The organism is Bradyrhizobium sp. CW1 (assembly GCF_023100665.1).
Classification (GTDB): Bacteria; Pseudomonadota; Alphaproteobacteria; order Rhizobiales; family Xanthobacteraceae; genus Bradyrhizobium; species Bradyrhizobium canariense_D.
The window spans coordinates 5874373-5895615 of record NZ_CP064684.1; the positions used below are offsets into that span (position 1 = coordinate 5874373).

Below are 21243 nucleotides of genomic sequence, written 5' to 3' on the forward strand. Positions count from 1 at the left end.
CCTTCAGACGATCTGGGGCTGGCTGCCGTGGATCGCGGAGGCCAGCCGCAGCAGCAGCACAATCGAGACGTTGCCCTTTCCGGCCTCGATCTGGGCGATGTAGCGCTCGGATATCCCGGAGCGGCGGGCGAGCTCCCGCCGCGACAGGACGCAGCGCATGCGCGAGGACTTCAAGCGGTCGCCCAGCTCGGCCAGAAACGCGCTCTCGGAATAAGGCGGCACGGCGCAGCTCCCCGGCAGCACCTCGCCTGCGAAATCCCTGACTTGATTCAGCATCGGTTTATCCAATTTCCCTTCGGGAGCGCCATCCTACCGGGGAAACGGGCTGCCTCATTGACGCGGATCAAATTCGCGCGCGAATGGCGGTCAGCGTGGACGATGGCGCGCGGGATGCTACACTTCGGAATTCTTTGCAGGTGGGGCCTTTCAGGACATGAGACGTTGTTTGTGCCGCTCTATCGCGGCAGCAGTGCTGTGGGTTGCGTTCACGCCCGCGGCCGGTGCCGATTCGCTTGCGGCGACCGTCGAGCAATGGGGCCTGCTCGGCTCATGGGCGGTCGATTGCGCCGGCCGGCCCGACCGCGAGAAGGGCGCGCTCTTGACTTACGAGATCCGGAAGGACGGAAGGGTGATGTACCGGCGCAATTTCGGCGAGGCCAAGGACGAAAACGAAGTGGTATCGGCGATGGTCAACGCCGACGGCCTGCTCAATGTGATGGTGTACTTCCCCTTGCTGCAGCAGACGCGCGAGTTCGGTCTGCTACTCTCGAAGCAAGGCAGCTTGCGCGCAATCTACAATCGCAGTGAGCGCGGCGAGTACACGATCAGGGACGGCAAATACGTCGCGACCGGCGCGCCAACACCTTCACAACAGCGCTGCGATTAACCCACCTGAACAGGCGTTCAGAAATCTCCTGCGATTCCTCCGGAACGTTCCCGCGAATGCGCCGTTTAGATTTGCATTCCATTGGAGGAGGACATCATGAAGAAGATTGGTTATGTGCTTGCCGCTGTCGGCGCGCTCGCGGTTGCAATGCCGACGCTCGCCAGCGCGGAGACGGTAGTGATCAAGCGCGGTGGTCATCATCACGGCATGTATGGCGCCCGCGCCGAATACGGCATGCATCGCGATCACGGCTGGCATCGCGGCTGGCGCCATCGCGACCGCGTCGTCGTGATCAAGCGTGGTCACCGTCATCATTGGGACTAATGCGCAACGCAATATGGAAATGGCCCTTCACGGGGCCATTTTCTTTGCGTGCCTTCTTCCTTCTCCCCTTGTGGGAGAAGGTGGCGCGAAGCGCCGGATGAGGGGTATCCCTCGGCGAATTCAAACTGACAAATGTGCGCGCGGAGAGAGACCCCGCACCCGTCTCGCCGCTGCGCGGCGAGCCACCCTCTCCCACAAGGGGAGAGGGTCCGGCGGTGCGGCCCAGCGTCGACTCTCAGTCCCATGCCGGTGCGAAGCCGGGATTGACGCAGCGCCTGTCCTTCGGCAGCGCGGCGATCTTGTTGCGGTCGGCATCGTCGAGCGTGATCTTCAGCGCGTCGAGATTGGCCTGCTGGCTCTCTCGGCGCGAGGCTTTCGGGATCGCGGCCACACCGTCCTGGTCCAGCAGCCATTTCAGCGCGACCTGCGCCGCATGCATTATGCTTGGCGCCGATCTCGGCCAGCACCTCATCTGACGCGATGCGTCCCTGCGCCAGCGGGCAATAGGCGACCAGCGGGATCGACTTGGCGTTGAGATAGGCCAGCACCTTCGATTGATCGAGCAGGGCGTGGTATTCGATCTGATTGCATGCGATCGGCGCCTTGATGTCCTCGACCGCGATCTTCAGCAGCGCCGTGGTGAAGTTGGCGACCCCGATCGCCCGCGTCCGCCCCTCCTGCTTCAGCGTCATCAAGGTCTCGAACACAGCACCCCAGTTCGCCGCCTTGGACGGCCAGTGCACGAGATAGAGGTCGACATGGTCAAGCCTGAGCTTGGTCAGGCTGGCGTCGAAAGAGCGGCGGATGGCGTCGGGGCTGAGGTTCTCGTGCCAGACTTTCGTCGTGACGTGCAGCTCGCCCCGCGGCAGCCGGGCCGCGGCGAGCGCCGCGCCGATCGGTTCTTCGTTGCCGTACATCTCGGCGGTATCGATATGGCGATAGCCGATCGACAGTGCGCTCTCGACCGCCGCGCGGCAGGTATCGCCCTGCATGCGGAAGGTCCCGAGGCCGAGCTTGGGCATGCTGATGCCCTGTGTCTTGAGATTATCCATGAACAAGTTCCTGACATCGTTCGGCCCGCCGGAGGCCAGCAGCGATGCTGCGTGAGCAGACTCTTCGGGGATGGAAAAGAGGTGGCGGGAGCGGACAGCATAGTGCGGCAGACGCACGGCGGCCAATCAAGATCGGGTTAGGTGCTTCCTCACCGTCCCCCGGCTTACGGTTTCTTGACCGCGGGCCTACGGTTTTGCAACGTGCCGGATGACGGCTCGGAGCTGACCTAGTGCTTCCAGTTGCAGATGCCGCCGCTGCGGCACGGCCAGGTCTGGATCCGGGTGTCCATCGCCTGCGCGTCGAGCGGATTGCCGTGGCGATGCGCGAGCTTGGTGCGTGCCGCGCCGCGTGGCTGCGCGGGCTTGACGTGCGCGACCTTCGGCTCCGACACGCGCACGCGTTCGGCGGCGACCTTCTTCGGCACGTCGACCGGCTCGGCGCGCGCCTGCGCCTCGTTGCCACCGCGCGCCTCCAGCGCGACAGGCGCGAACCGGGTTTCGGGCCCGAGCCGCTTGGGCGACAATACCGCCTTCGAAAGATCGAGGCCGAGATAGTCGTCGGGCTTGTAGTCGTCAGCGCGCGCGACGCCGCCCCATGCGAGCACGAGGGCAACGGCCATTGCAAAAGGAGCGCTCTTCAGAATCACGGACGCCTCCTGAAATTGATTGTTAAGAGGTAATTTACCTCTATTTAGGAGGCGTCGCGCGCAATTCCAGCGGTCAGCTGCCGCCGTGGTTAAGAAGTTTGGCGGTGTCAGGCGACCTTTCGCGGTGCACCCGTCTCTTCAAGAAACCCCATTAGACGGGTACGGATGATGGTTTCCGCCTCAGCCATGATCCTGTCGACGAGTTCCTTGCAGGTGGGGATGTCGTGGATGAGGCCTGCGACCATTCCGCAGCTCCAGGCGCCGGCGTCCATCTGCCCGTCCAGCATGATCCTGGGATAGACGCCCGCGACCTGGTCGTGGATGTCGTCGATCTTCAGCTTGTCGCCCTTCTCGCGTTCAATCTCGAGCAGGCGGTCGACATTGGCGTTCTTCAGCACGCGCTCGGTGTTGCGCAGGCTCCGCATGATGAGGCGGGTGTCGCGTTCGGTCGCCGCGACCAGCGCGTTCTTGACGTTCTGATGCACCGGGGCTTCCTTGGTCGCGATGAAGCGCGTGCCCATGTTCATGCCGGCCGCCCCCAGCGACAGCGCCGCGACGAGGCTGCGGCCGTCCGCCATGCCGCCGGATGCGACGAACGGAATCTTCAATTCCTCCGCCGCGCGCGGCAGCAGAATCATGTTGGGAATGTCGTCCTCGCCGGGATGGCCGCCGCACTCAAAGCCGTCGACGCTGACCGCGTCGCATCCGATGCGCTCGGCTTTCAAGGAGTGGCGCACCGAGGTGCATTTGTGGATGACCGTGATCCCGGCGGCCTTCAGCGCCGGCATGTAGGCTTCCGGGCTGCGGCCGGCGGTCTCCACGGACTTGATGCCGCCTTCGACGATGGCGGCGATGTATTCCGGATAAGGCGGCGCGGCGAAGGTCGGCAGGAAAGTGAGGTTCACGCCGAACGGCTTGTCGGTCATATCGCGGCAGCGTGCGATCTCTTTTGCCAGCAGCTCCGGCGTCTTCTGCGTGAGACCGGTGATGATGCCGAGTCCGCCGGCATTGGAGACGGCAGCCGCCAGCTCGGCAAAGCCGACGAAATGCATGCCGCCCTGGATGATGGGGTGCTCGATGCCGAACAGTTCGGTGATCGCGGTCTTCACTTAAATTACCTCCCGGGCTTTTGCTTGACGTTCGCGCCAGTCTAGCCGGACTTTTGCGCCGCGGTCATCCTTTCTCTCTCGCCATTTCTCTCAGAACGGCCGTAGGCTCAATGCCCCCGCGCGGGAGCGCCCAGCTTGATCGGGCGCAGCGCCGCGGCGGTCGGGATCATCAGCACCGCGATGATCGCGAGCGTCCAGAACACGTCGATATAAGCGAGCAAATCGACCTGCTGCTGCAAGGTGCGCCCAACCCAGGCGACCGCCTGCGAGGCTGCATCACTCGCGTTCGAGCCCTGAGCCTGGAAGAAGCGGGTCATCATCTCGATGGTCTGCTGATAGCCGAGGTCCGATGGCGCGGCGTGCTCGATCAGGCGGCTCTGGTGGAATTGCTGGCGCTGCGCCAGAATTGTCTGCGCCAGCGCGACGCCCATGGAGCCGCCGATATTGCGGGCGACGTTGATCAGCGCCGACGCCTGGTTGGTCTTGTCGGGCGGCACACCGTCATAGGACGCGGTCGTGACCGGCAGGAACAGGAAAGGAAGACCGAGCGCGAGGAAGATCCGCGACATCGCGGCATAGCCGTAGGTGATATCGCCGGTAAGGCCCGTGAGATGCCACATCGAGAAGGCGACGATGGCGGCACCGAACATGATGAGATATTTCGGCTGCACGCTGCTGACGAGGCGGCCGACCACTGGCATCAGCACCAGGGTCGCGACGCCGCCGGGCGACAAAGCGAGACCGGCCAGCATGGCGGTGTAGTTCAAATCGCTCTGGAGCAGTTGCGGCAAAAGCTGTGTCGTCGAGATCAGCACCGCGCCGGTCGCAAGCATGACCAGGAAGCAGGCGGCGAACTGGCGACGGCCCAGCAGGCGGAGATCGACGATGGGATCCTCCCGCGTCAGCTCCCACGGGATCAGCGCAAGCAGTGACATGGCCGAAAGTACCGCGAAGAACACGATCATGTTCGAGCCGAACCAGTCGTTGCGCTGGCCCTCGTCCAGCACGTATTCGAGCGAGCCGAGCCCGATCGCGACCAGCAGGAAGCCGACATAGTCGACGCGCAGGCCCTTGCTCAGCAGCTTCTCCCTCTCCTCCTCCGCGCCCGAGGGCTCCTTGACCAGCGTGCCGACCAGGAACAGCGACAGCAATCCCATGGGGACGTTGATCAGAAACACCCAGTGCCAGGTGTAGGTGTCGGTGATCCAGCCGCCGAGCGTCGGACCGACCACGGGCGCGACCACGACCGCGACGCCATAGATCGCGAACGCCTGGCCGCGCTTGTGCGGCGGGAAGGAGTCGGCGAGGATCGCCTGCTCGCTGGTCGCCATGCCGCCGCCACCAAGGCCCTGAAGGATTCGGAACAGCACCAGCGCCTGCAGATTCCAGGCGAAGCCGCACAAAAGCGAGGAGACCGTGAAGATCGCAACGCACATCATGTAGAAGCGCTTGCGGCCGATCACGGTCGACAGCCAGCCCGAGATCGACAGCACGATGGCGTTGGCGACGAGATAGCTGGTGATGACGTAGGTGCTCTCGTCGATGCCGACGGCAAGCCCACCGGCGATGTGGCGCAAGGCAACGTTGGCAATGGTGGTGTCGAGCACCTCCATGAAGGTCGCGATCGAGACGACGAACGCGATGAGATAGGGATTATGACCGCCCGCCGCCGAGCGCTCCGGCGACCAGCCGCCCGCGGATGCACTGCCCTGCGCCGTGTCGGTCATCGCACCCTGGTCCAGGGCACGACCGACATGCCGGGACCAACGGGCAGATCGGCCGGCCAGCTGTCGACCACGATCTTCACCGGCACGCGCTGCACCACCTTGACGTAATTTCCGGTGGCGTTCTCCGCCGGCAACAGGCTGAACGCGGTGCCGGAGCCCGGCTGCACGGAGTCGACATGGCCGGTGAGCTTGCGCGCGGGATAGGCATCGATGCGGATCTCGACCGGCTGACCCGGCCGCATGTCGTTGAGCTGCGTCTCCTTGTAGTTGGCGACGATCCAGACCTCGTCAGGCACGAACATCATCAGGCTCTGTCCGGCTGTCACGAAAGTGCCCTTGGCGCCGCTGAGCTTGACGACGCGGCCGGACTGCGCCGCAACCACGCTGGTATATTGCAGGTTCAGCTTGGCCTGATCGAGCTGCGCCTGCGACTGCTGGAGCTGCGCCCGGGCGCCCTCGAGCTGCGCCTGCAGCGTCTTGATGCCGACCTGCGCGGCCGTCACAGCGGTCTTCGCGCGTTCCGTGTTGGCCTGCTGCGCCTGAAGATCGGAGCGGGTCTGCTGCTGGCGCTGCACGGTGCCGGCGCCCTTCTCGACCAGATCCTGGGCGCGCGCGAATTCTTCCTGCGAGAACTGAAGCTGGGCCTGGGCCTGTTCGAGCTGCGCCTCCGCCTGCTTGATCTGCTCCTGCTGGGAGACGATCTGCGCCTCGACATTGGCGATGTTCGCCCTGGCGACCGCGACCTGCGCATTGGCCTGATCGATGGCGATGCGATAGTCGCGCTCGTCGATCTTGGCGAGAAGGTCCCCGGCTTTGACATGCTGGTTGTCCGTCACGGGTATGTCGGTCACGTAGCCGCCAACCTTGGAGGCCACGGAAAAGCTGCGCGCGGCGACGAAGGCATCGTCGGTGGATTCATAGTGGCGCACCTGGAGCCAATAGAGCACTCCGCCGATAAGGGCCGCGAGCAAGACGATGGTGCCAACGCTTGCCAGCAACCAATGCTCGCGAATCCGCTCTCGCAGCGACGGCGCCTTGGCCGGCTTCGAGTCCGTGGCGTCACGGGCCTGATCAGGAGATATCTTCGGAGCTTCCTTCGCCCTCTGCGGCTGCTCCGCGGACGGTCCACGCTCCCGTGTTTGAGCATCCACGGTGAACACCTTTCTCGGGGATCAAACTGGCGGCAGAGCCGCCAAGGCCGGCACACGCGCCGCGAGCCCAACTGCAACTCCTGATCATGGTTCCGCTTGTTGCGAGCACCATCGCGTTCGTGAACGCCTGCCCAAAAAGCGAGCGCGGCACAGTGCATGCCGCGCTCGCCTCGATATCTCATGGGAAGCGCACCCGGTCTCAGTGCGTCTTCGTCGCGTGCCATTTCTCGAGATCGGGTTTCACCTCGTCCGATTCCTGCTCCTTTTCCGGAGTGCCCTTCCAGGGCTTGTCCGTCTGCTTGTGCGAACCCCAGTCGCTCTGCTGCCGGGGATCGTCGTTAGGCCATTCCTTGCTCATCGAGCTTCCTTTCGTTGGAAACGCTTACGCGAAGGGGACACCGTAATAGGAGTTGATCCCGCGAACCGCGGCGTCATCACCCCAGTTCCAATCACTCCGTTCGCCGTATTTGGGCGCGCCTTCCAGTTCCTTGGTGGTGATGCCGGTGACGTAACCGCCGAGCTCCGTGTCGTATTTCAGCGACTGCCACGGCAGCGGATAGTGGTCGTTGCCGAGGCCCAGAAATCCGCCGAAGCCGAGCACGGCGTAGGACACCTTGCCGCTGATCTTGTCGATCATCACGCGTTCGATCGAGCCGATTTTGTTGCGATCGGCACCGTAGACCGATGTTCCCTCGACCTTGTCGCTGCCGATCAACCGACCCATCTCGTTTTGGTCCAGTTCACCCTGATTCAACATCTCAATTCTCCACTCAGCCAGTTGTGGAGACAACCCGAAGAGGTGCGCGATCGTTCCGGCATGTTCCGTCAGACTTGAGGAACATCGCCGGAAACGGGTGGTTCTCTCAACTTCAAATCCCGGAAACCAAATACCGGAAAACGAAGGGCCGCCCTTGATGTCCCAGACCGTCTCCGACTTCATCGTTCAACGTCTGCATCAATGGGGCGTGCGCCACCTCTTTGGCTATCCTGGCGATGGCATCAACGGCGTGTTCGGAGCCCTTCAGCGTGCTGAGGGCAAGATCGGCTTTGTTCAGACCCGGCATGAGGAGATGGCCGCTTTCATGGCGAGCGCCTATGCGAAGTTCTCTGGCCAACTCGGGGTCTGTATCGCAACTTCGGGCCCCGGCGCCTCGCATCTGATCACCGGGCTCTACGATGCCCTGCTGGATCACCAGCCCGTGCTCGCGATCGTCGGCCAGCAGGCACGCAATGCGCTGGGCGGGCAATATCAGCAGGAACTCGATCTCGTCTCGATGTTCAAGGATGTGGCTGGCGCCTACGTCATGCAGGCCTCCTCGCCGGCGCAGATCCGGCATCTGATCGATCGATCGATCCGGATCGCGCTGGCCCGGCGGACGCCAACGGTGATCATCCTGCCCAACGATATCCAGGAGGAGCCCTACGAGGACCCGCCGCGCGCTCACGGCACTCTGCACTCCGGCATTGGCTATAGCGCTCCAAGCATCAAGCCTCGTGACGCTGACCTCGACCGTGCCGCCGAGGTGCTCAATGCCGGCAAGAAGGTCGCGATGCTCATCGGCGCCGGCGCGCTCCACGCCACCGAGGAGGTGATCGCGGTCGCCGACCGCTTGTCCGCCGGCTGCGCCAAGGCGCTGCTCGGCAAGGCGGCGCTCCCCGACGATCTGCCGTGGGTCACCGGCTCGATCGGCCTGCTCGGCACCGAACCCAGCTACAACATGATGATGGAATGCGACACACTGCTGATGGTCGGCTCCGCCTTTCCCTATGCCGAATTCCTGCCGAAGGAAGGCGCGGCGCGCGGCGTGCAGATCGACATCGACGCCAGCATGATGTCGATCCGCTTTCCCATGGAGGTCGGCCTCGTCGGCGATGCCGCCGAGACGCTGCGCGCCCTGCTGCCGCGACTGAAACCCAAGAGCGATGGCGCCTGGCGCCAGGGTATCCAGGACGACGTCGCGAAATGGTGGAAGACGCTCGATGATCGGGCACATCAGCCCGCAGCACCGGTCAATCCGCAGCTCGTCGCCTGGGAGCTGTCTCCGCGCCTGCCCGACCGCGCCATCGTCACCAGCGATTCCGGCTCCTGCGCCAACTGGTTCGCGCGCGACCTGAAGATGCGCCGCGGCATGACGGCCTCGCTCTCAGGCGGGCTCGCCTCGATGGGTGCCGCGGTGCCCTATGCGCTCGCCGCGAAATACGCCCATTCCGACCGCCCGGTGATCGCACTCGTCGGCGACGGCGCGATGCAGATGAACAACATGGCCGAGCTGATCACCGCCGCCAAGTATTGGCGCGACTGGAAGGATCCGCGCTTCATCGTCTGCGTCTTCAACAATGAAGACCTCAACCAGGTGACCTGGGAGCAGCGCGTCATCAACGGCGATCCGAAATTCGAGGCATCGCAGCGCATACCAAACGTGTCCTATTCGCGCTTTGCCGAACTGATCGGCCTCTCCGGCATCTATGTCGACAGCCCGCGGCTGCTGGGCTCGGCCTGGGAGCAGGCGCTGGCGAGCGAGATGCCGGTGGTGCTGGAGGTGAAGACCGATCCCGAAGTGCCGCCGCTGCCGCCGCACATCACCTTGCAGCAGGCCAAGAACTTCTCGCTTGCGCTGCTGAAGGGCGATCCCAACGAGAGCGGAGTGATCAAGGGGGCGGCGCGGCAGGTGCTGGAAAAGATCCTACCTGGAAACGAATGAGGTGAAGCATGAGCGATTTCCGCGATATCCAGCACGGCGTCAACGATCCCGTGGATGGCCTCGACGTGAAGCGGCAGATCAACGACAACCGGACGCCGCATGAACGGGCACAACGCCATGCAGACGTGCGTGCCGAGGCCACTGCCACGCCGAGCGAGCCATTTCTGCCCGAACGGCTTCGGCGCAAGCCTACCGATCCAATCAACCCGCGGAGCGGGCGGAGACCGACGGATTAGCCGTTAGGAACTCCGGCCGCTGCAGTGTGTTGGTGGGCGCAACGTCGCGCGGCGAGAGGCTGCGCGCCCATTCGGAGGGATCGGACCATGAAACGAATGATTATCGCAGCTGCTTGCGTGCTGCTCGCAGGCCCCGCACTCGCCCAGTCGCTCGGCGAGAAAACCGGCGTCAACTCGGCGCTCGGCGTCGCGCCCGCCACCGCCGACTTCGTCAAGGAAGTCGCCATCAGCGATATGTTCGAGCTCGAGTCGAGCAAGCTTGCCGAGCAGAAAGGCAACGCGCAGGAGAAGACCTTTGCGCAACAGATGGTGACCGACCACACCAAGACCAGCAGCGAACTTAAGGGCCTTGTCAGCGGCGGCAAGGTGCAGGCGACGCTGCCGACAGCACTCGACAGCTCGCATCAGAGCAAACTCGACAAGCTCAAGAGCGCGAATGGCAAGGACTTCAGTTCGGATTACAATTCGTACCAGGTCAGCGCCCATGAGGACGCGGTCTCGCTGTTCGAGCGTTACGCCAAGGGCGGCGACAATTCCGACCTGAAGGATTGGGCCGGCAAGACGCTGCCGGCGCTCAAGCACCATCTCGACATGGCCAAGGAGCTCGGCAAGGCGCCGAGCGTCGGTCAGACCAAGTAAACATCTTACGAGGACGCCGGCCCTACCGGCGTCCTCTCGTTTTGCAACGATGCCTGTCTCCGCGCAGTGAGATCGAAGATCGCGGAGATCGTCATGACACATCACGACAAGACTTCAGTATCCCGCCGGCACGTCGTCCAAGCGGCGAGCGCAACGCTCGCTGCTGCTTCGCTGGCCTCTTCGACAGCGGAGGCATGACGCCGCTCGGCCGTTCCGGCCAGCCCGCCGAACTGGCCTCGATTTATGTGCAGCGTGCCGCGGCCGACGCGAGCAATGCGACCGGCTAGGTGTATGGGTCCGCTGGTGGATCGGGACAGCCGTAGTCGGCGCGGCAGACTTATGCCACGAGGCAGAGCCCAGGAACCTTCTTTGTCTCCGGGCTTTACAAAACTGTCATGAAGGACATCACGCTTGCAGACCGATGGCATTAGTAGAGGTTAAACCTAGCCGGATCGACACCGCGATCGCGGATACGATCGCTGATCACACCAATTCAGGCATCGAGCACACGGCGCAGACATTGACCTGGGCTGCCGACGAGCACGTGCTGCTCGCGCTGGCCGCGGCAGGGTGGCTCTACACTCATATTTGGCAGCCCCAACAGCGCCCCGTTGCAAATCACGTTCTGGCCGTGTCGCTGGCGACTGCCGTCCTCCCGCATGTCCTGAAATCCATATTCGATCAGACCAGGCCAGACCGGCTGACCATACGCGGACACCGACATGGAGTACCCATCTCAGGACAGGCGCGCGACGCCTTCCCGTCCGGTCACGCGGTCCATATGGGCGCACTTGCCTCGGCGGCGGGCCTGCTGCCAAAAACGCCGCGTCGGTTGGTGCGTGCGATTGCGGTCGCACTTTCGCTGACACGGATTGCGGTACTCGCGCATTGGGCAAGCGACGTCGTCGCAGGCTTTGCGCTGGGCGCGGCCGTAGAGAGACTCTTGCGGCCATGGACACTGACGCAATCGTTGCGCAAGCAGCTCACTTGGCGGAAACGGCCATGACCGAATATGTCGTGCGCTTCATCGCCGGTGGCATCATCGTCTCCGCTTTTGCGATCTTGGGCGATATGCTCAAACCCAAAAGCTTTGCGGGGTTGCTCGGCGCAGCACCGTCAGTTGCACTGGCGACGCTCGGCATCGCCGTCGTCCAGCACGGCCCGCAATACGCCGCGGCAGAAAGCTGGACGATGATCTATGGCGCGGTCGCGCTCGGCTGCTACAGCGTCGTCGTCTGCCATCTGCTGATCAGATACTGTGTGTCCGCGCTGCCGGCGACCGTCCTTGCTGGTATCGTGTGGCTTGCGGTCGCCTTCGGCCTGCTCGCCGGCTTTGGAGGTGCGGCCTGATGCCGGTCAAGCTGTCGCTCTCCGCGCTGAAGCAGACGCGCTGGTACGAATACGGCATTCGTTTCCTGCTCGGTGGCCTGGCGACCGTGCTCACGGGGGTTCTGGGAGCGCGCTTCGGTGTTTCCGTCGGCGGACTTTTCCTTGCGCTTCCCGCCATCTTCTGCGCGAGCGCAACGCTGGTCGAAAGCCATGAACGCCGCACCAAGGAGAAGGCCGGCCTCAGCGGCACGCGCCGCGGACAAGAGGCCGCCGGGCTCGACGCGGCTGGTGCCGCCTGGGGAAGCATCGGTCTCCTGGCATTCGCCGCCGTCTTTCATGTTACCGTGGCCGCAAGCGTTCCGGGCGCTTTCGCCGCCGCGTTGATAGCTTGGGCCGTGGTTTCGGTATTGGCCTGGGGGCTCAGGCGCAAGCTGCGCATCGTCTCCCGCAAACCGCACCGGTCAGCCCATTCGCCATCAGCAAAGGGTTCTCCCCTTACGAAGCGTTAGCCCGCCTTGGCATGCATTGACGGCTGCAATCTCGGCGGTTGAAGGCCCGGGCTGTTGGCCCAGCGCTCGACCTGCTCGATGACCTTCTGGTGGCTGGGGCGCACCGGCCTGGGTGCTTCGCTCTCTTCGACATGTGTGCGGGGCAATCTGACTTCGTTCGTCATGACGTCTCTCCCATTTGCCGGGAGTATACACCTGTCAAAGGATCCTTGCATCACATAAATTATTGATTTCATTATATTTTCTGGCTAACTTGGCGTCATAGCCGCATCTTGTGGAACCGCGGCCGAATGAGTTCGTTGAGTAAACTACTCAACTTGCTCATTTTGGGTGATTGATCATGAACGACCTTCGCGCCGAGCGGCTCCAGGTCATGCTGTCACCGGAAGAACTGGCCGCGGTGGACGACTTCCGGTTCAAACATCGCATGCCGACGCGAGCCGCGGCCGTGCGCGAGCTCCTGAAGCTCGGACTGGCCACCGCCGCAGTCGATGCAGGGGCGAATGTCAAATCGAGCAGGTTCGGAGTTTTCGGGCGCGGCCCGGACGGCCATACGCAACCGCATCCCGAGCGCGGCTCCGAGGATTAGTCCAGCCTGATGCTCAAGCAAACGGCCCCGGCACGGGGTGCCAGGGCCGTCCTTGGAGATTACTTCCGGATCACCGGGGGCATGACAACCGGAAGCAATCCCTCGACTCTTCGCGTGCGAATTCGTTCCTGAAGGAATTAGCCGCTCGGCGCGTCGCCGGAATCATCGGGCGCCATGCCGGAACCGGGCGTCTTGCTGTTGTCGTTCAGCTTGGGATCGCGCGTGGCCTCACGAGAGGGCGAGCCCTTTGGCTCCGACTTGTGCACGGTCTGCGCACGCTGCTTGTCCCGCGGCTGCTGTTCACCGCGCTGATCTCTGATGATGCCTTGGTCGGAATGGGCCATGATAGCTCTCGCCTCTTTGCTGTCTCGAAGCGCTTACGCGCCGGAGCGTCGAAGGTTCCGACCCGCGAGATCAGACTGCTAACTGTGCGCTGAGTGCACCGGGGTCGATGCATTTTCGTGATGCACCTGCCGCACTGTCGTCACGGTGGCGAACGCGACCGACACGCCAAAGGCGAGGATGAGCGAAAGAAGAGCCAGACGTGGAGCCATTGCAAAAACCTCCTGAAATAGGAAATCAACGCGATCGACTGTTACGAATGATCCTGCTTGTTGTCCGTGCGCAGTCTCACACGCAGATCCACGAACACGACAGAATTACGCATCCTGCTTTTGAGGCCTGCGCGTTGGAACGGGCGGCACCTCGCCGTCGAGCCAATCCTGCTCGTCGGCAAGTGCCGTCCACGCATTCGCCATGCGCAGAAAACGATTGTGTGCCGGCTGTGCTTCGGCCCTCTCGGCGAGCTGGAGGCAGTTGTCGGCGTTATCCCTGAAGATCTCGGACTGTTTCATCAACATGAATTGGGGACGGAACCGACGCGTCGCAACCGCCCTTACCGGATCGTAACATCTGCGGAACTTTCGACCGCCGTCCGCCATTGGACGTCCATGCGGATTCTTCTCGCGATGGTTTTGGCGTTCATCAGCACTGCACCGCTTGCCGACAGCACCGGAGAGCGACGGCCGACCGGCAGCACGCCGACCGCAACCGAGACCATCAGCGACCTCTACACTTTCAGCCGCTTTCAGCAGGGCTTGCTGGAGAGCACCGACCTGAAGGGCAATGCCGAGGTCAAGAACCTCGCCGCCCTGCGCGCCGAAGAAGCAGCCCGGCGCGACAAGGCCCTGAAACAGATTCAGGAGACGATCGGCACCGAACCGCGCGTCGCCAAGACGACCTCGGCGAGCGCGAGCCTGGTCGAGCCCGAAACTTCGGACGGACCGACTTTCGTCAGAAGCTTCTATGCCGCGCAGATTCCCGAGTATGAATCGGTGATCGACCTGCTCGAGCGCTATCTGAAGGCGCCCGACAATGCCGCGCTTGCAACATTCGCGCGCGAGCAGCTCCCACTGTTGCGCTCACAGGTCAAAGAAGCCGAGCGCACCATGGCAGACAAGTAGCCGTTTATTTATTGTTCGGACGACTTTGCTGGCTCTCCGGCCGCACGGTGCGGTCGCTCTCCGGCATCCGGTCCCGGCCGGCATCCCCATTGTCATCCTTGCCGCCCGAAGTCGAGGTGCCGCTACCGCTGGGATTGGACCGGGTCGACGCACCCGTAGTTGGTGTGTCCGCGCGTGGGGTGGCGGAGCTTGCGGCGGGGTCGCCGGTCACCGCACCACGGCCGCTGGGCGCGCCGCCTTGTGCGAACGCCGATCCAGCCAACAACATCACGGTGCCGATCACGGCAAATCCTGCTTTCATGTGCGCTCTCCCTGTATTCGAGGCTAACAGCAGGACCAGCGGTCAGTTCCGGAAGCGATGACCGAGGCCCGAACGGGCCCCCAAGGTGTCTTCCCTCGGCAGAAATCAGGAACCCAATGGAACCATTCCGAGGTATCGCTATTATGTTAATCGGGCTGAGCAAAGCAGGTTCCACGTCCTGGCGCCGTAACGTTGGCGCTTGATTTCGAATTTGGCTGACGCTCTATTTTGATAATCCGCGTCTTGCCTGGGAATCGGCTGACGCCTGCGGGGGACAAATTATGAGCGACCTCGATCCCGGATCTGCATCACGTTCCGGTCGTCGCGTTCCAAAGCCAAAAACCAACGGCATGTCGGAGCCCGATTCCCGGGCAGAATTGCTGCTCGCCCTGCAGGCCATGCGCAACGGCGATTTCTCCGTGCGCATGAGCGGCGACTATCTCGGCATCGACGGCAAGCTCGCCGACACTTTCAACGACATCATCGCCGCCAATCAGCGCATGGCGCAGCAGCTCGAACTGGTCGGCCAGGTGGTGGGCCGCGAGGGCAAGACCCGCCAGCGCGTGAAGTTTGGGCTGGCCTCCGGCTCCTGGGCCGACATGGAAGGCTCGGTCAATACGCTGATCGACGATTTGCTGTGGCCGACGCGCGAGGTGACGCGCGCGGTCGCAGCCGTGGCGCAGGGCGACCTGCTCCAGACCGTCAAGCTCGACGTCGATGGACGCCCCCTGCGCGGCGAATTCCTGCAGTCGGCGACCATCGTCAACACCATGATCAAGCAGCTCGGCGTGTTCACCTCCGAGGTGACGCGCGTGGCGCGCGAGGTCGGCACCGAAGGCAAGCTCGGCGGCCAGGCCCAGGTGCCTGAGGTGACCGGCGTCTGGAAGGATCTGACCGAGAGCGTCAACTCGATGGCGAACAACCTGACCAACCAGGTTCGCAACATCGCCGAGGTGACGATCGCAGTTGCGAACGGCGACCTCTCGAAGAAGATCACGGTCGACGTCCGCGGCGAGATCCTTCAGCTCAAGGAAGCCATCAACACGATGGTGGACCAGCTCCGCTCCTTTGCGTCGGAAGTGACGCGCGTGGCGCGCGAGGTCGGCACCGACGGCAAGCTTGGCGGCCAAGCCATCGTGCCAGGCGTCGCCGGCACCTGGAAGGATCTCACCGACAGCGTCAACGCGATGTGCGGCAATCTCACCGCACAGGTGCGCAACATCGCCAACGTCACCACCGCCGTGGCCCGCGGCGACCTGTCGCGCAAGATCACGGTGGACGTGCGCGGCGAAATCCTGGAGCTGAAGGACACCATCAACACCATGGTGGACCAGCTCAACTCGTTCGCCTCGGAAGTGACGCGCGTCGCGCGCGAGGTCGGCACCGAAGGCAAGCTCGGCGGCCAGGCCCAGGTGCCGGGCGTCGCCGGTACCTGGAAGGACCTCACCGACAACGTCAACTTCATGGCGTCGAACCTCACCGCGCAGGTCCGCAACATCGCCGACGTTGCCACCGCCATCGCGAGCGGCGACCTCTCCAAGAAGATCACGGTGAACGTCTCGGGCGAAATCCTTCAGTTGAAGGAAACGCTCAACACGATGGTCGACCAGCTCAACGCCTTCGCCGGCGAAGTCACGCGCGTCGCGCGCGAGGTCGGCACCGAGGGCCGGCTCGGCGGCCAGGCCAACGTGCTCGGCGTCGCCGGCACCTGGAAGGACTTGACCGAGAGCGTCAACTCGATGGCCTCGAACCTCACCGCGCAGGTCCGTAACATCGCCGAGGTGACGACCGCGGTCGCGGGCGGCGATTTGTCGAAAAAGATCACCGTCGATGTCCGCGGCGAGATCCTCGAGCTGAAAGACACCATCAACACCATGGTGGACCAGCTCAACGCCTTTGCCGGCGAAGTCACGCGCGTTGCCCGCGAGGTCGGCACCGAAGGCAAACTCGGCGGCCAGGCCCAGGTGCGCGGCGTCGCCGGCACCTGGAAGGATCTCACCGACAGCGTCAACTCGATGGCCTCGAACCTGACCGGCCAGGTCCGCAACATCGCCGAAGTCGCGACCGCGGTGGCCAAGGGCGATTTGTCGAAGAAGATTACCGTCAACGTGTCAGGCGAAATCCTTCAGCTGAAGGAAACGCTCAACACCATGGTGGACCAGCTCAACGCCTTCGCCGGCGAAGTCACGCGCGTCGCGCGCGAAGTCGGCACCGAAGGCAAGCTCGGCGGCCAGGCCGAAGTCCCCGGCGTCGCCGGCACCTGGAAGGACCTCACCGACAGCGTCAACTCGATGGCGGGCAACCTCACCGCCCAGGTCCGCAACATCGCCGAAGTTGCGACCGCGATCGCCGGCGGCGACTTGTCGCGCAAGATCACCGTGGACGTGCGCGGCGAGATCCTTCAGCTCAAGGACACGCTGAACACGATGGTCGACCAGCTCAACCGCTTCGCGGGCGAGGTGACGCGCGTGGCGCGCGAGGTCGGCACTGAAGGTCGGCTCGGCGGCCAGGCCAACGTGCCCGGCGTCGCCGGCACCTGGAAAGACCTCACCGACAGCGTCAACTCGATGGCGGGCAACCTCACCGCCCAGGTCCGCAATATCGCCGAAGTCACCACTGCCGTGGCGCGCGGCGACCTCTCGCGCAAGATCACCGTCGACGTCCGTGGCGAGATTTTGGAGCTGAAGAATACCATCAACACCATGGTGGACCAGCTCAACGGCTTTGCCGGTGAAGTGACGCGCGTCGCGCGCGAAGTCGGCACCGAAGGCAAGCTCGGCGGCCAGGCCGAGGTGCCCGGCGTTGCCGGCACCTGGAAGGATCTCACCGACAACGTCAACTTCATGGCCTCGAACCTCACGGCGCAGGTCCGCAACATCGCCGAGGTCGCGACCGCGATCGCCGGCGGCGACCTGTCGAAGAAGATCACGGTGGACGTGCGCGGCGAAATTCTGCTGCTCAAGGACACCTTGAACACCATGGTCGAGCAGCTCCGCTCCTTCGCCGCCGAAGTGACGCGCGTCGCGCGCGAGGTCGGCACCGAGGGCCGGCTCGGCGGCCAGGCCGTCGTGCCCGGCGTCGGCGGCACCTGGAAGGACCTCACCGACAACGTCAACCTGCTGGCCGCGAACCTCACCACCCAGGTCCGCAACATCGCCGAAGTCACCACCGCCGTCGCGCGCGGCGATCTGTCGCGCAAGATCACCGTCGACGTGAAGGGCGAAATTCTCGAGCTCAAGAACACCATCAACACCATGGTGGACCAGCTCAATGCCTTCGCCGGCGAAGTGACGCGCGTTGCCCGCGAGGTCGGCACCGAAGGCGAACTCGGCGGCCAGGCCCAGGTGCCCGGCGTCGCCGGCACCTGGAAGGATCTCACCGACACGGTCAACTTCATGGCGGCGAACCTGACCGAGCAGGTCCGCGGCATCGTCAAGGTGGTGACCGCGGTCGCCAACGGCGATCTCAAGCAGAACCTCACCGTGAAATCGAAAGGCGAGGTCGCGGCGCTCGCCGACACCATCAACAACATGACCGAGACGCTCGCGACTTTCGCCGACCAGGTGACGTCGGTGGCGCGCGAGGTCGGCGTCGAGGGCAGGCTCGGTGGTCAGGCCGACGTGCCTGGCGCCGCGGGCACCTGGAAGGACCTCACCGGCAACGTCAATTTGCTGGCAGCCAACCTCACCTCGCAGGTGCGCGCGATTGCGGAAGTGGCGACCGCCGTGACCAAGGGCGACCTGACGCGGTCGATCCAGGTCGACGCCCGCGGCGAGGTCGCAGAGCTGAAAGACAACATCAACACGATGATCACGAACCTCCGTCTCACGACGGACGTGAACACCGAGCAGGATTGGCTGAAGACCAATCTGGCGAAATTCACCAACATGCTTCAGGGCCAGCGCGACCTCACCACCGTCGGTCGCCTGCTGCTGACCGAATTGTCGCCGCTGGTGAATGCGCATACCGGCGTGATCTACCAGGTCGAGAATGAAGAGAATCCGCGGCTCCTGCTGCTTGCCTCCTATGCCGGCGACGGCGTCTATCCGTATCCGCGCGTGCTGCCATTCGGCGACGGCCTGATCGGCCAATGCGCGCTCGACCGGCGCCCGCGCGTGATTGCGGACATTCCGGCCGACGTGGTGCCGATCAATTCGGCGCTGCTTCGCGTCGCGCCGAAGAACCTCGTGGTGCTGCCGGTGCTGTTCGAAGGCCAGGTCAAGGCGGTCATCGAGCTCGCCTCGCTCACCTCCTTCACCACCTCGCAGATGACCTTCCTGGAGCAGCTTACGGACTCGATCGGCATTGTGCTCAACTCGATCGAGGCGACGATGCAGACCGAGGGCCTGCTCAAGCAGTCGCAGCAGCTCGCCGGCGAGCTCCAGACCCAGCAGCGCGAATTGCAGCAGACCAACGACCAGCTCGAACAGAAGGCGCAGCAGCTCGCCGAGCGCAACGTCGAAGTCGAGCGCAAGAACCAGGAGATCGAGCAGGCCCGGCGCGCACTGGAGGAAAAGGCGACCGAGCTCGCACTGACCTCGAAGTACAAGTCCGAATTCCTGGCCAATATGAGCCACGAGCTGCGCACGCCGCTGAACTCGATCCTGATCCTCGGCCAGCAGCTCACCGACAATCCGGACGGCAATCTTACCGGCAAGCAGGTCGAATTCGCCCGCACCATCCATGGCGCCGGCACCGACCTGCTCAATCTCATCAGCGACATTCTCGATCTTTCCAAGATCGAGTCCGGTACGGTGACGGTCGACGCCGAGGAAATCCTGACCGCGAATCTGCTCGAGACGGTCGGGCGGCCGTTCCGTCACGAGGCGGAGAACCGCAATTTGTCGTTCAAGATCGACGTCGATCCGAATCTTGCGCGCAGCCTCGTCACCGATTCCAAGCGCCTGCAGCAGGTTTTGAAGAACCTGCTCTCCAACGCCTTCAAGTTCACCGCCGAGGGCGAAGTGCGCCTGAAGGTCGCCGCCGCGGTCGGCGGCTGGGGCACGGATCATCCCGTGCTGAACTCGGCGCCGGCCGTGATCGCATTCGAAGTGTCCGATACCGGCATCGGCATTCCGCTGGAGAAGCAGAAGCTGATCTTCGAGGCGTTCCAGCAAGCGGATGCCGGCACCAGTCGCAAATATGGCGGTACCGGCCTCGGCCTTGCGATCAGCCGCGAACTCGCAAGCCTGCTCGGCGGCGAGATCCACCTGCGCAGCTTGCCGGGCAAGGGCTCGTGCTTCACGCTTTACCTGCCGCTGAAATATTCCGGCCCGACGCTCGCGCCCCGCGCAACGCCCCAACAGAGCCAGCCGCCGGCGCTGCAGCCCGCGACAGCCGAACCGCAGCGCGTGATCGAGCAGCTTCCCGACGACCGGCTCAACCTCGAACCCGGCGATAGCATCCTCCTGATCGTCGAGGACGACCCGCACTACGCGCGCGTGTTGGTCGACCTCGCCCGCGACAAGGGATTCAAGGTGCTGGTCGCGGCCCGCGGCGCGGAGGCGCTGGAGCTTGCAAAGCAGTACCAGCCGAGGGCTGTCTCGCTCGACGTATTCCTGCCGGATATGCTCGGCTGGACCGTGTTGAGCCAGCTCAAGCACAATCCGCTGACCCGCCACATCCCCGTGCAGATCATCACGCTCGACGAGGACCGCCAGCATGCGCTGGCGCGCGGCGCCTTCTCCTTCGTCAACAAGCCGACGACGACCGAGGGTGTCTCGGCCGCGCTGACCCAGATCAAGGAATATGCGCGACCGCGGCGCAAGCGGCTGCTCATTGTCGAGGACAACGAGGCCGAGCAGCTCTCGATCCGCGAGCTCCTGCATCACGACGACATCGAGATCGTGACGACCGGCACCGGTGCCGACGCGCTCTCGATGCTGCGTGAGAACCCCTGTGATTGCGTCGTGCTCGACCTGCGCCTGCCCGACATGACCGGCTTCGAGGTGCTGGACCAGATCCGCAATGACGAGGCGCTCTCGAACGTTCCGGTGGTCGTCTTCACCGGCCGCGAGCTGTCGGCCGAGGAAGATGCGGAGCTCCACACCATGGCGCGGAGCATCGTGGTCAAGGGCGTGGAATCGCCGGAGCGCCTGCTCGACGAGACCGCGCTGTTCCTGCACCGCGTGATCACGGAGTTGCCGATCGAGAAGCAGCGCATGCTCGAGAAGCTGAACAGTTCCGACGAAGACCTGATCGGCAAGACCGCCCTGCTCGTCGACGACGACGCCCGCAACATCTTTGCGCTGTCGAGCGTGCTGGAGCGGCGCGGCATGAAGGTGCTGACGGCCACGACTGGCAACGAGGCGGTGGCCCTGGTCGAATCCAACCCGGAGATCGCCATCGTGCTGATGGACATCATGATGCCGCAGATGGATGGCTATCAGACCATCGGCGTCATTCGTGAAAACCCCACCTTCGCCCGTCTTCCGATCATCGCGTTGACGGCCAAGGCCATGAAGGGCGACCGCGAGAAATGCCTCGAGGCCGGCGCGTCCGACTATCTCGCCAAACCCGTCAACACCGATCAATTGCTGCTTGCAATCCGCATGTGGCTGCACCGCTGAGTTGGATGCC

At 63.8% G+C, this 21243-nt stretch carries 22 protein-coding genes and 2 pseudogenes; 12 read left to right on the forward strand and 12 right to left on the reverse strand.

Features of this window, described 5'->3' with window-relative positions; all coding sequences use genetic code 11:
* Nucleotides 1-3: 3 nt before the first annotated feature.
* On the reverse strand, nucleotides 4-276 hold the full coding sequence (locus tag IVB54_RS28585; RefSeq protein WP_018456224.1) for a helix-turn-helix domain-containing protein: 273 nt from the start codon (nucleotides 274-276) through the stop codon (nucleotides 4-6).
* A 157-nt stretch (nucleotides 277-433) separates the two neighbouring features.
* Between IVB54_RS28585 and IVB54_RS28590 the strand changes: the two genes are divergently transcribed.
* Together IVB54_RS28590 and IVB54_RS28595 are read left to right on the forward strand one after the other, a co-directional pair.
* A complete protein-coding gene (locus IVB54_RS28590) occupies nucleotides 434-886 on the forward strand; it encodes a hypothetical protein (RefSeq protein WP_247776542.1) in 453 nt (150 codons plus the stop codon).
* A gap of 96 nt (nucleotides 887-982) precedes the next feature.
* Nucleotides 983-1210, forward strand: a complete 228-nt coding sequence (locus IVB54_RS28595) for a hypothetical protein (protein ID WP_026233110.1) — start codon at nucleotides 983-985, stop codon at nucleotides 1208-1210.
* 235 nt (nucleotides 1211-1445) lie between these two features.
* On the opposite strand, the pseudogene IVB54_RS28600 reads toward IVB54_RS28595, so the two are convergent.
* The 7 genes and pseudogenes from IVB54_RS28600 to IVB54_RS28630 all read right to left on the reverse strand — a co-directional run bounded on the left by IVB54_RS28600 (nucleotide 1446) and on the right by IVB54_RS28630 (nucleotide 7653).
* A pseudogene (locus IVB54_RS28600) lies at nucleotides 1446-2262 on the reverse strand (aldo/keto reductase).
* A 227-nt stretch (nucleotides 2263-2489) separates the two neighbouring features.
* Entirely contained in the window at nucleotides 2490-2909 is a 420-nt protein-coding gene (locus tag IVB54_RS28605) for a hypothetical protein (RefSeq protein ID WP_026233109.1), read from the reverse strand.
* Between the two features lie 107 nt (nucleotides 2910-3016).
* Entirely contained in the window at nucleotides 3017-4018 is a 1002-nt protein-coding gene (locus IVB54_RS28610; protein WP_018456217.1) for a nitronate monooxygenase family protein, read from the reverse strand.
* Nucleotides 4019-4125: 107 nt separating this feature from the next.
* Nucleotides 4126-5745 carry a DHA2 family efflux MFS transporter permease subunit gene (locus IVB54_RS28615; protein WP_018456216.1) on the reverse strand — a complete coding sequence of 540 codons (1620 nt, stop codon included), beginning with the start codon at nucleotides 5743-5745 and terminating at the stop codon, nucleotides 4126-4128.
* Nucleotides 5742-6896, reverse strand: coding sequence for an HlyD family secretion protein (locus tag IVB54_RS28620; protein WP_026233108.1), 1155 nt, complete (start codon nucleotides 6894-6896; stop codon nucleotides 5742-5744). The genes IVB54_RS28615 and IVB54_RS28620 overlap by 4 nt, the downstream gene beginning before the upstream one ends.
* 199 nt (nucleotides 6897-7095) lie before the next feature.
* Nucleotides 7096-7254, reverse strand: coding sequence for a hypothetical protein (locus IVB54_RS28625; RefSeq protein ID WP_247363555.1), 159 nt, complete (start codon nucleotides 7252-7254; stop codon nucleotides 7096-7098).
* A 24-nt stretch (nucleotides 7255-7278) separates the two neighbouring features.
* Nucleotides 7279-7653 (reverse strand): PRC-barrel domain-containing protein, encoded by a 375-nt coding sequence (locus IVB54_RS28630; RefSeq protein WP_007594753.1) that lies wholly within the window; start codon nucleotides 7651-7653, stop codon nucleotides 7279-7281.
* A gap of 157 nt (nucleotides 7654-7810) precedes the next feature.
* Here IVB54_RS28630 and IVB54_RS28635 point away from each other — a divergent pair, with 157 nt between their 5' ends.
* The 7 genes and pseudogenes from IVB54_RS28635 (at nucleotide 7811) to IVB54_RS28665 (ending at nucleotide 12311) form a co-directional block, all read left to right on the forward strand.
* Nucleotides 7811-9598, forward strand: a complete 1788-nt coding sequence (locus tag IVB54_RS28635; protein WP_018456213.1) for a thiamine pyrophosphate-requiring protein — start codon at nucleotides 7811-7813, stop codon at nucleotides 9596-9598.
* 8 nt (nucleotides 9599-9606) lie between these two features.
* Nucleotides 9607-9834, forward strand: coding sequence for a hypothetical protein (locus tag IVB54_RS28640; RefSeq protein WP_018456212.1), 228 nt, complete (start codon nucleotides 9607-9609; stop codon nucleotides 9832-9834).
* A gap of 87 nt (nucleotides 9835-9921) precedes the next feature.
* Nucleotides 9922-10473, forward strand: coding sequence for a DUF4142 domain-containing protein (locus IVB54_RS28645; RefSeq protein ID WP_026233107.1), 552 nt, complete (start codon nucleotides 9922-9924; stop codon nucleotides 10471-10473).
* Between the two features lie 188 nt (nucleotides 10474-10661).
* Nucleotides 10662-10760 (forward strand): annotated as a pseudogene (locus tag IVB54_RS28650) (NAD(P)-dependent oxidoreductase); the annotation flags it as partial.
* 134 nt (nucleotides 10761-10894) lie between these two features.
* A complete protein-coding gene (locus IVB54_RS28655) occupies nucleotides 10895-11479 on the forward strand; it encodes a phosphatase PAP2 family protein (protein ID WP_018456209.1) in 585 nt (194 codons plus the stop codon).
* Nucleotides 11476-11823 carry a DUF3147 family protein gene (locus IVB54_RS28660; protein ID WP_018456208.1) on the forward strand — a complete coding sequence of 116 codons (348 nt, stop codon included), beginning with the start codon at nucleotides 11476-11478 and terminating at the stop codon, nucleotides 11821-11823. Before IVB54_RS28655 ends, IVB54_RS28660 begins: the two co-directional genes overlap by 4 nt.
* Nucleotides 11823-12311, forward strand: a complete 489-nt coding sequence (locus tag IVB54_RS28665; RefSeq protein WP_018456207.1) for a DUF3147 family protein — start codon at nucleotides 11823-11825, stop codon at nucleotides 12309-12311. Before IVB54_RS28660 ends, IVB54_RS28665 begins: the two co-directional genes overlap by 1 nt.
* Here IVB54_RS28665 and IVB54_RS28670 read toward each other — a convergent pair.
* Entirely contained in the window at nucleotides 12308-12475 is a 168-nt protein-coding gene (locus IVB54_RS28670; protein ID WP_162847273.1) for a hypothetical protein, read from the reverse strand. The two genes, IVB54_RS28665 and IVB54_RS28670, sit on opposite strands and share 4 nt — an antisense overlap.
* Before the next feature lie 176 nt (nucleotides 12476-12651).
* Here IVB54_RS28670 and IVB54_RS28675 point away from each other — a divergent pair, with 176 nt between their 5' ends.
* Complete coding sequence (locus IVB54_RS28675) at nucleotides 12652-12900, forward strand: hypothetical protein (RefSeq protein ID WP_018456205.1); 249 nt, start codon at nucleotides 12652-12654, stop codon at nucleotides 12898-12900.
* Nucleotides 12901-13037: 137 nt separating this feature from the next.
* Here IVB54_RS28675 and IVB54_RS28680 read toward each other — a convergent pair whose 3' ends face one another.
* Nucleotides 13038-13244 (reverse strand): hypothetical protein, encoded by a 207-nt coding sequence (locus IVB54_RS28680; RefSeq protein ID WP_007594775.1) that lies wholly within the window; start codon nucleotides 13242-13244, stop codon nucleotides 13038-13040.
* 315 nt (nucleotides 13245-13559) lie between these two features.
* Nucleotides 13560-13754, reverse strand: coding sequence for a hypothetical protein (locus tag IVB54_RS28685; RefSeq protein WP_026233106.1), 195 nt, complete (start codon nucleotides 13752-13754; stop codon nucleotides 13560-13562).
* Between the two features lie 96 nt (nucleotides 13755-13850).
* Between IVB54_RS28685 and IVB54_RS28690 the strand changes: the two genes are divergently transcribed.
* Entirely contained in the window at nucleotides 13851-14363 is a 513-nt protein-coding gene (locus IVB54_RS28690) for a DUF4142 domain-containing protein (protein ID WP_018456203.1), read from the forward strand.
* A 4-nt stretch (nucleotides 14364-14367) separates the two neighbouring features.
* On the opposite strand, the gene IVB54_RS28695 is transcribed toward IVB54_RS28690, so the two are convergent.
* A complete protein-coding gene (locus IVB54_RS28695) occupies nucleotides 14368-14664 on the reverse strand; it encodes a hypothetical protein (RefSeq protein ID WP_026233105.1) in 297 nt (98 codons plus the stop codon).
* 281 nt (nucleotides 14665-14945) lie between these two features.
* Here IVB54_RS28695 and IVB54_RS28700 point away from each other — a divergent pair, with 281 nt between their 5' ends.
* Complete coding sequence (locus IVB54_RS28700; RefSeq protein WP_247363566.1) at nucleotides 14946-21233, forward strand: HAMP domain-containing protein; 6288 nt, start codon at nucleotides 14946-14948, stop codon at nucleotides 21231-21233.
* Nucleotides 21234-21243: the final 10 nt, after the last annotated feature.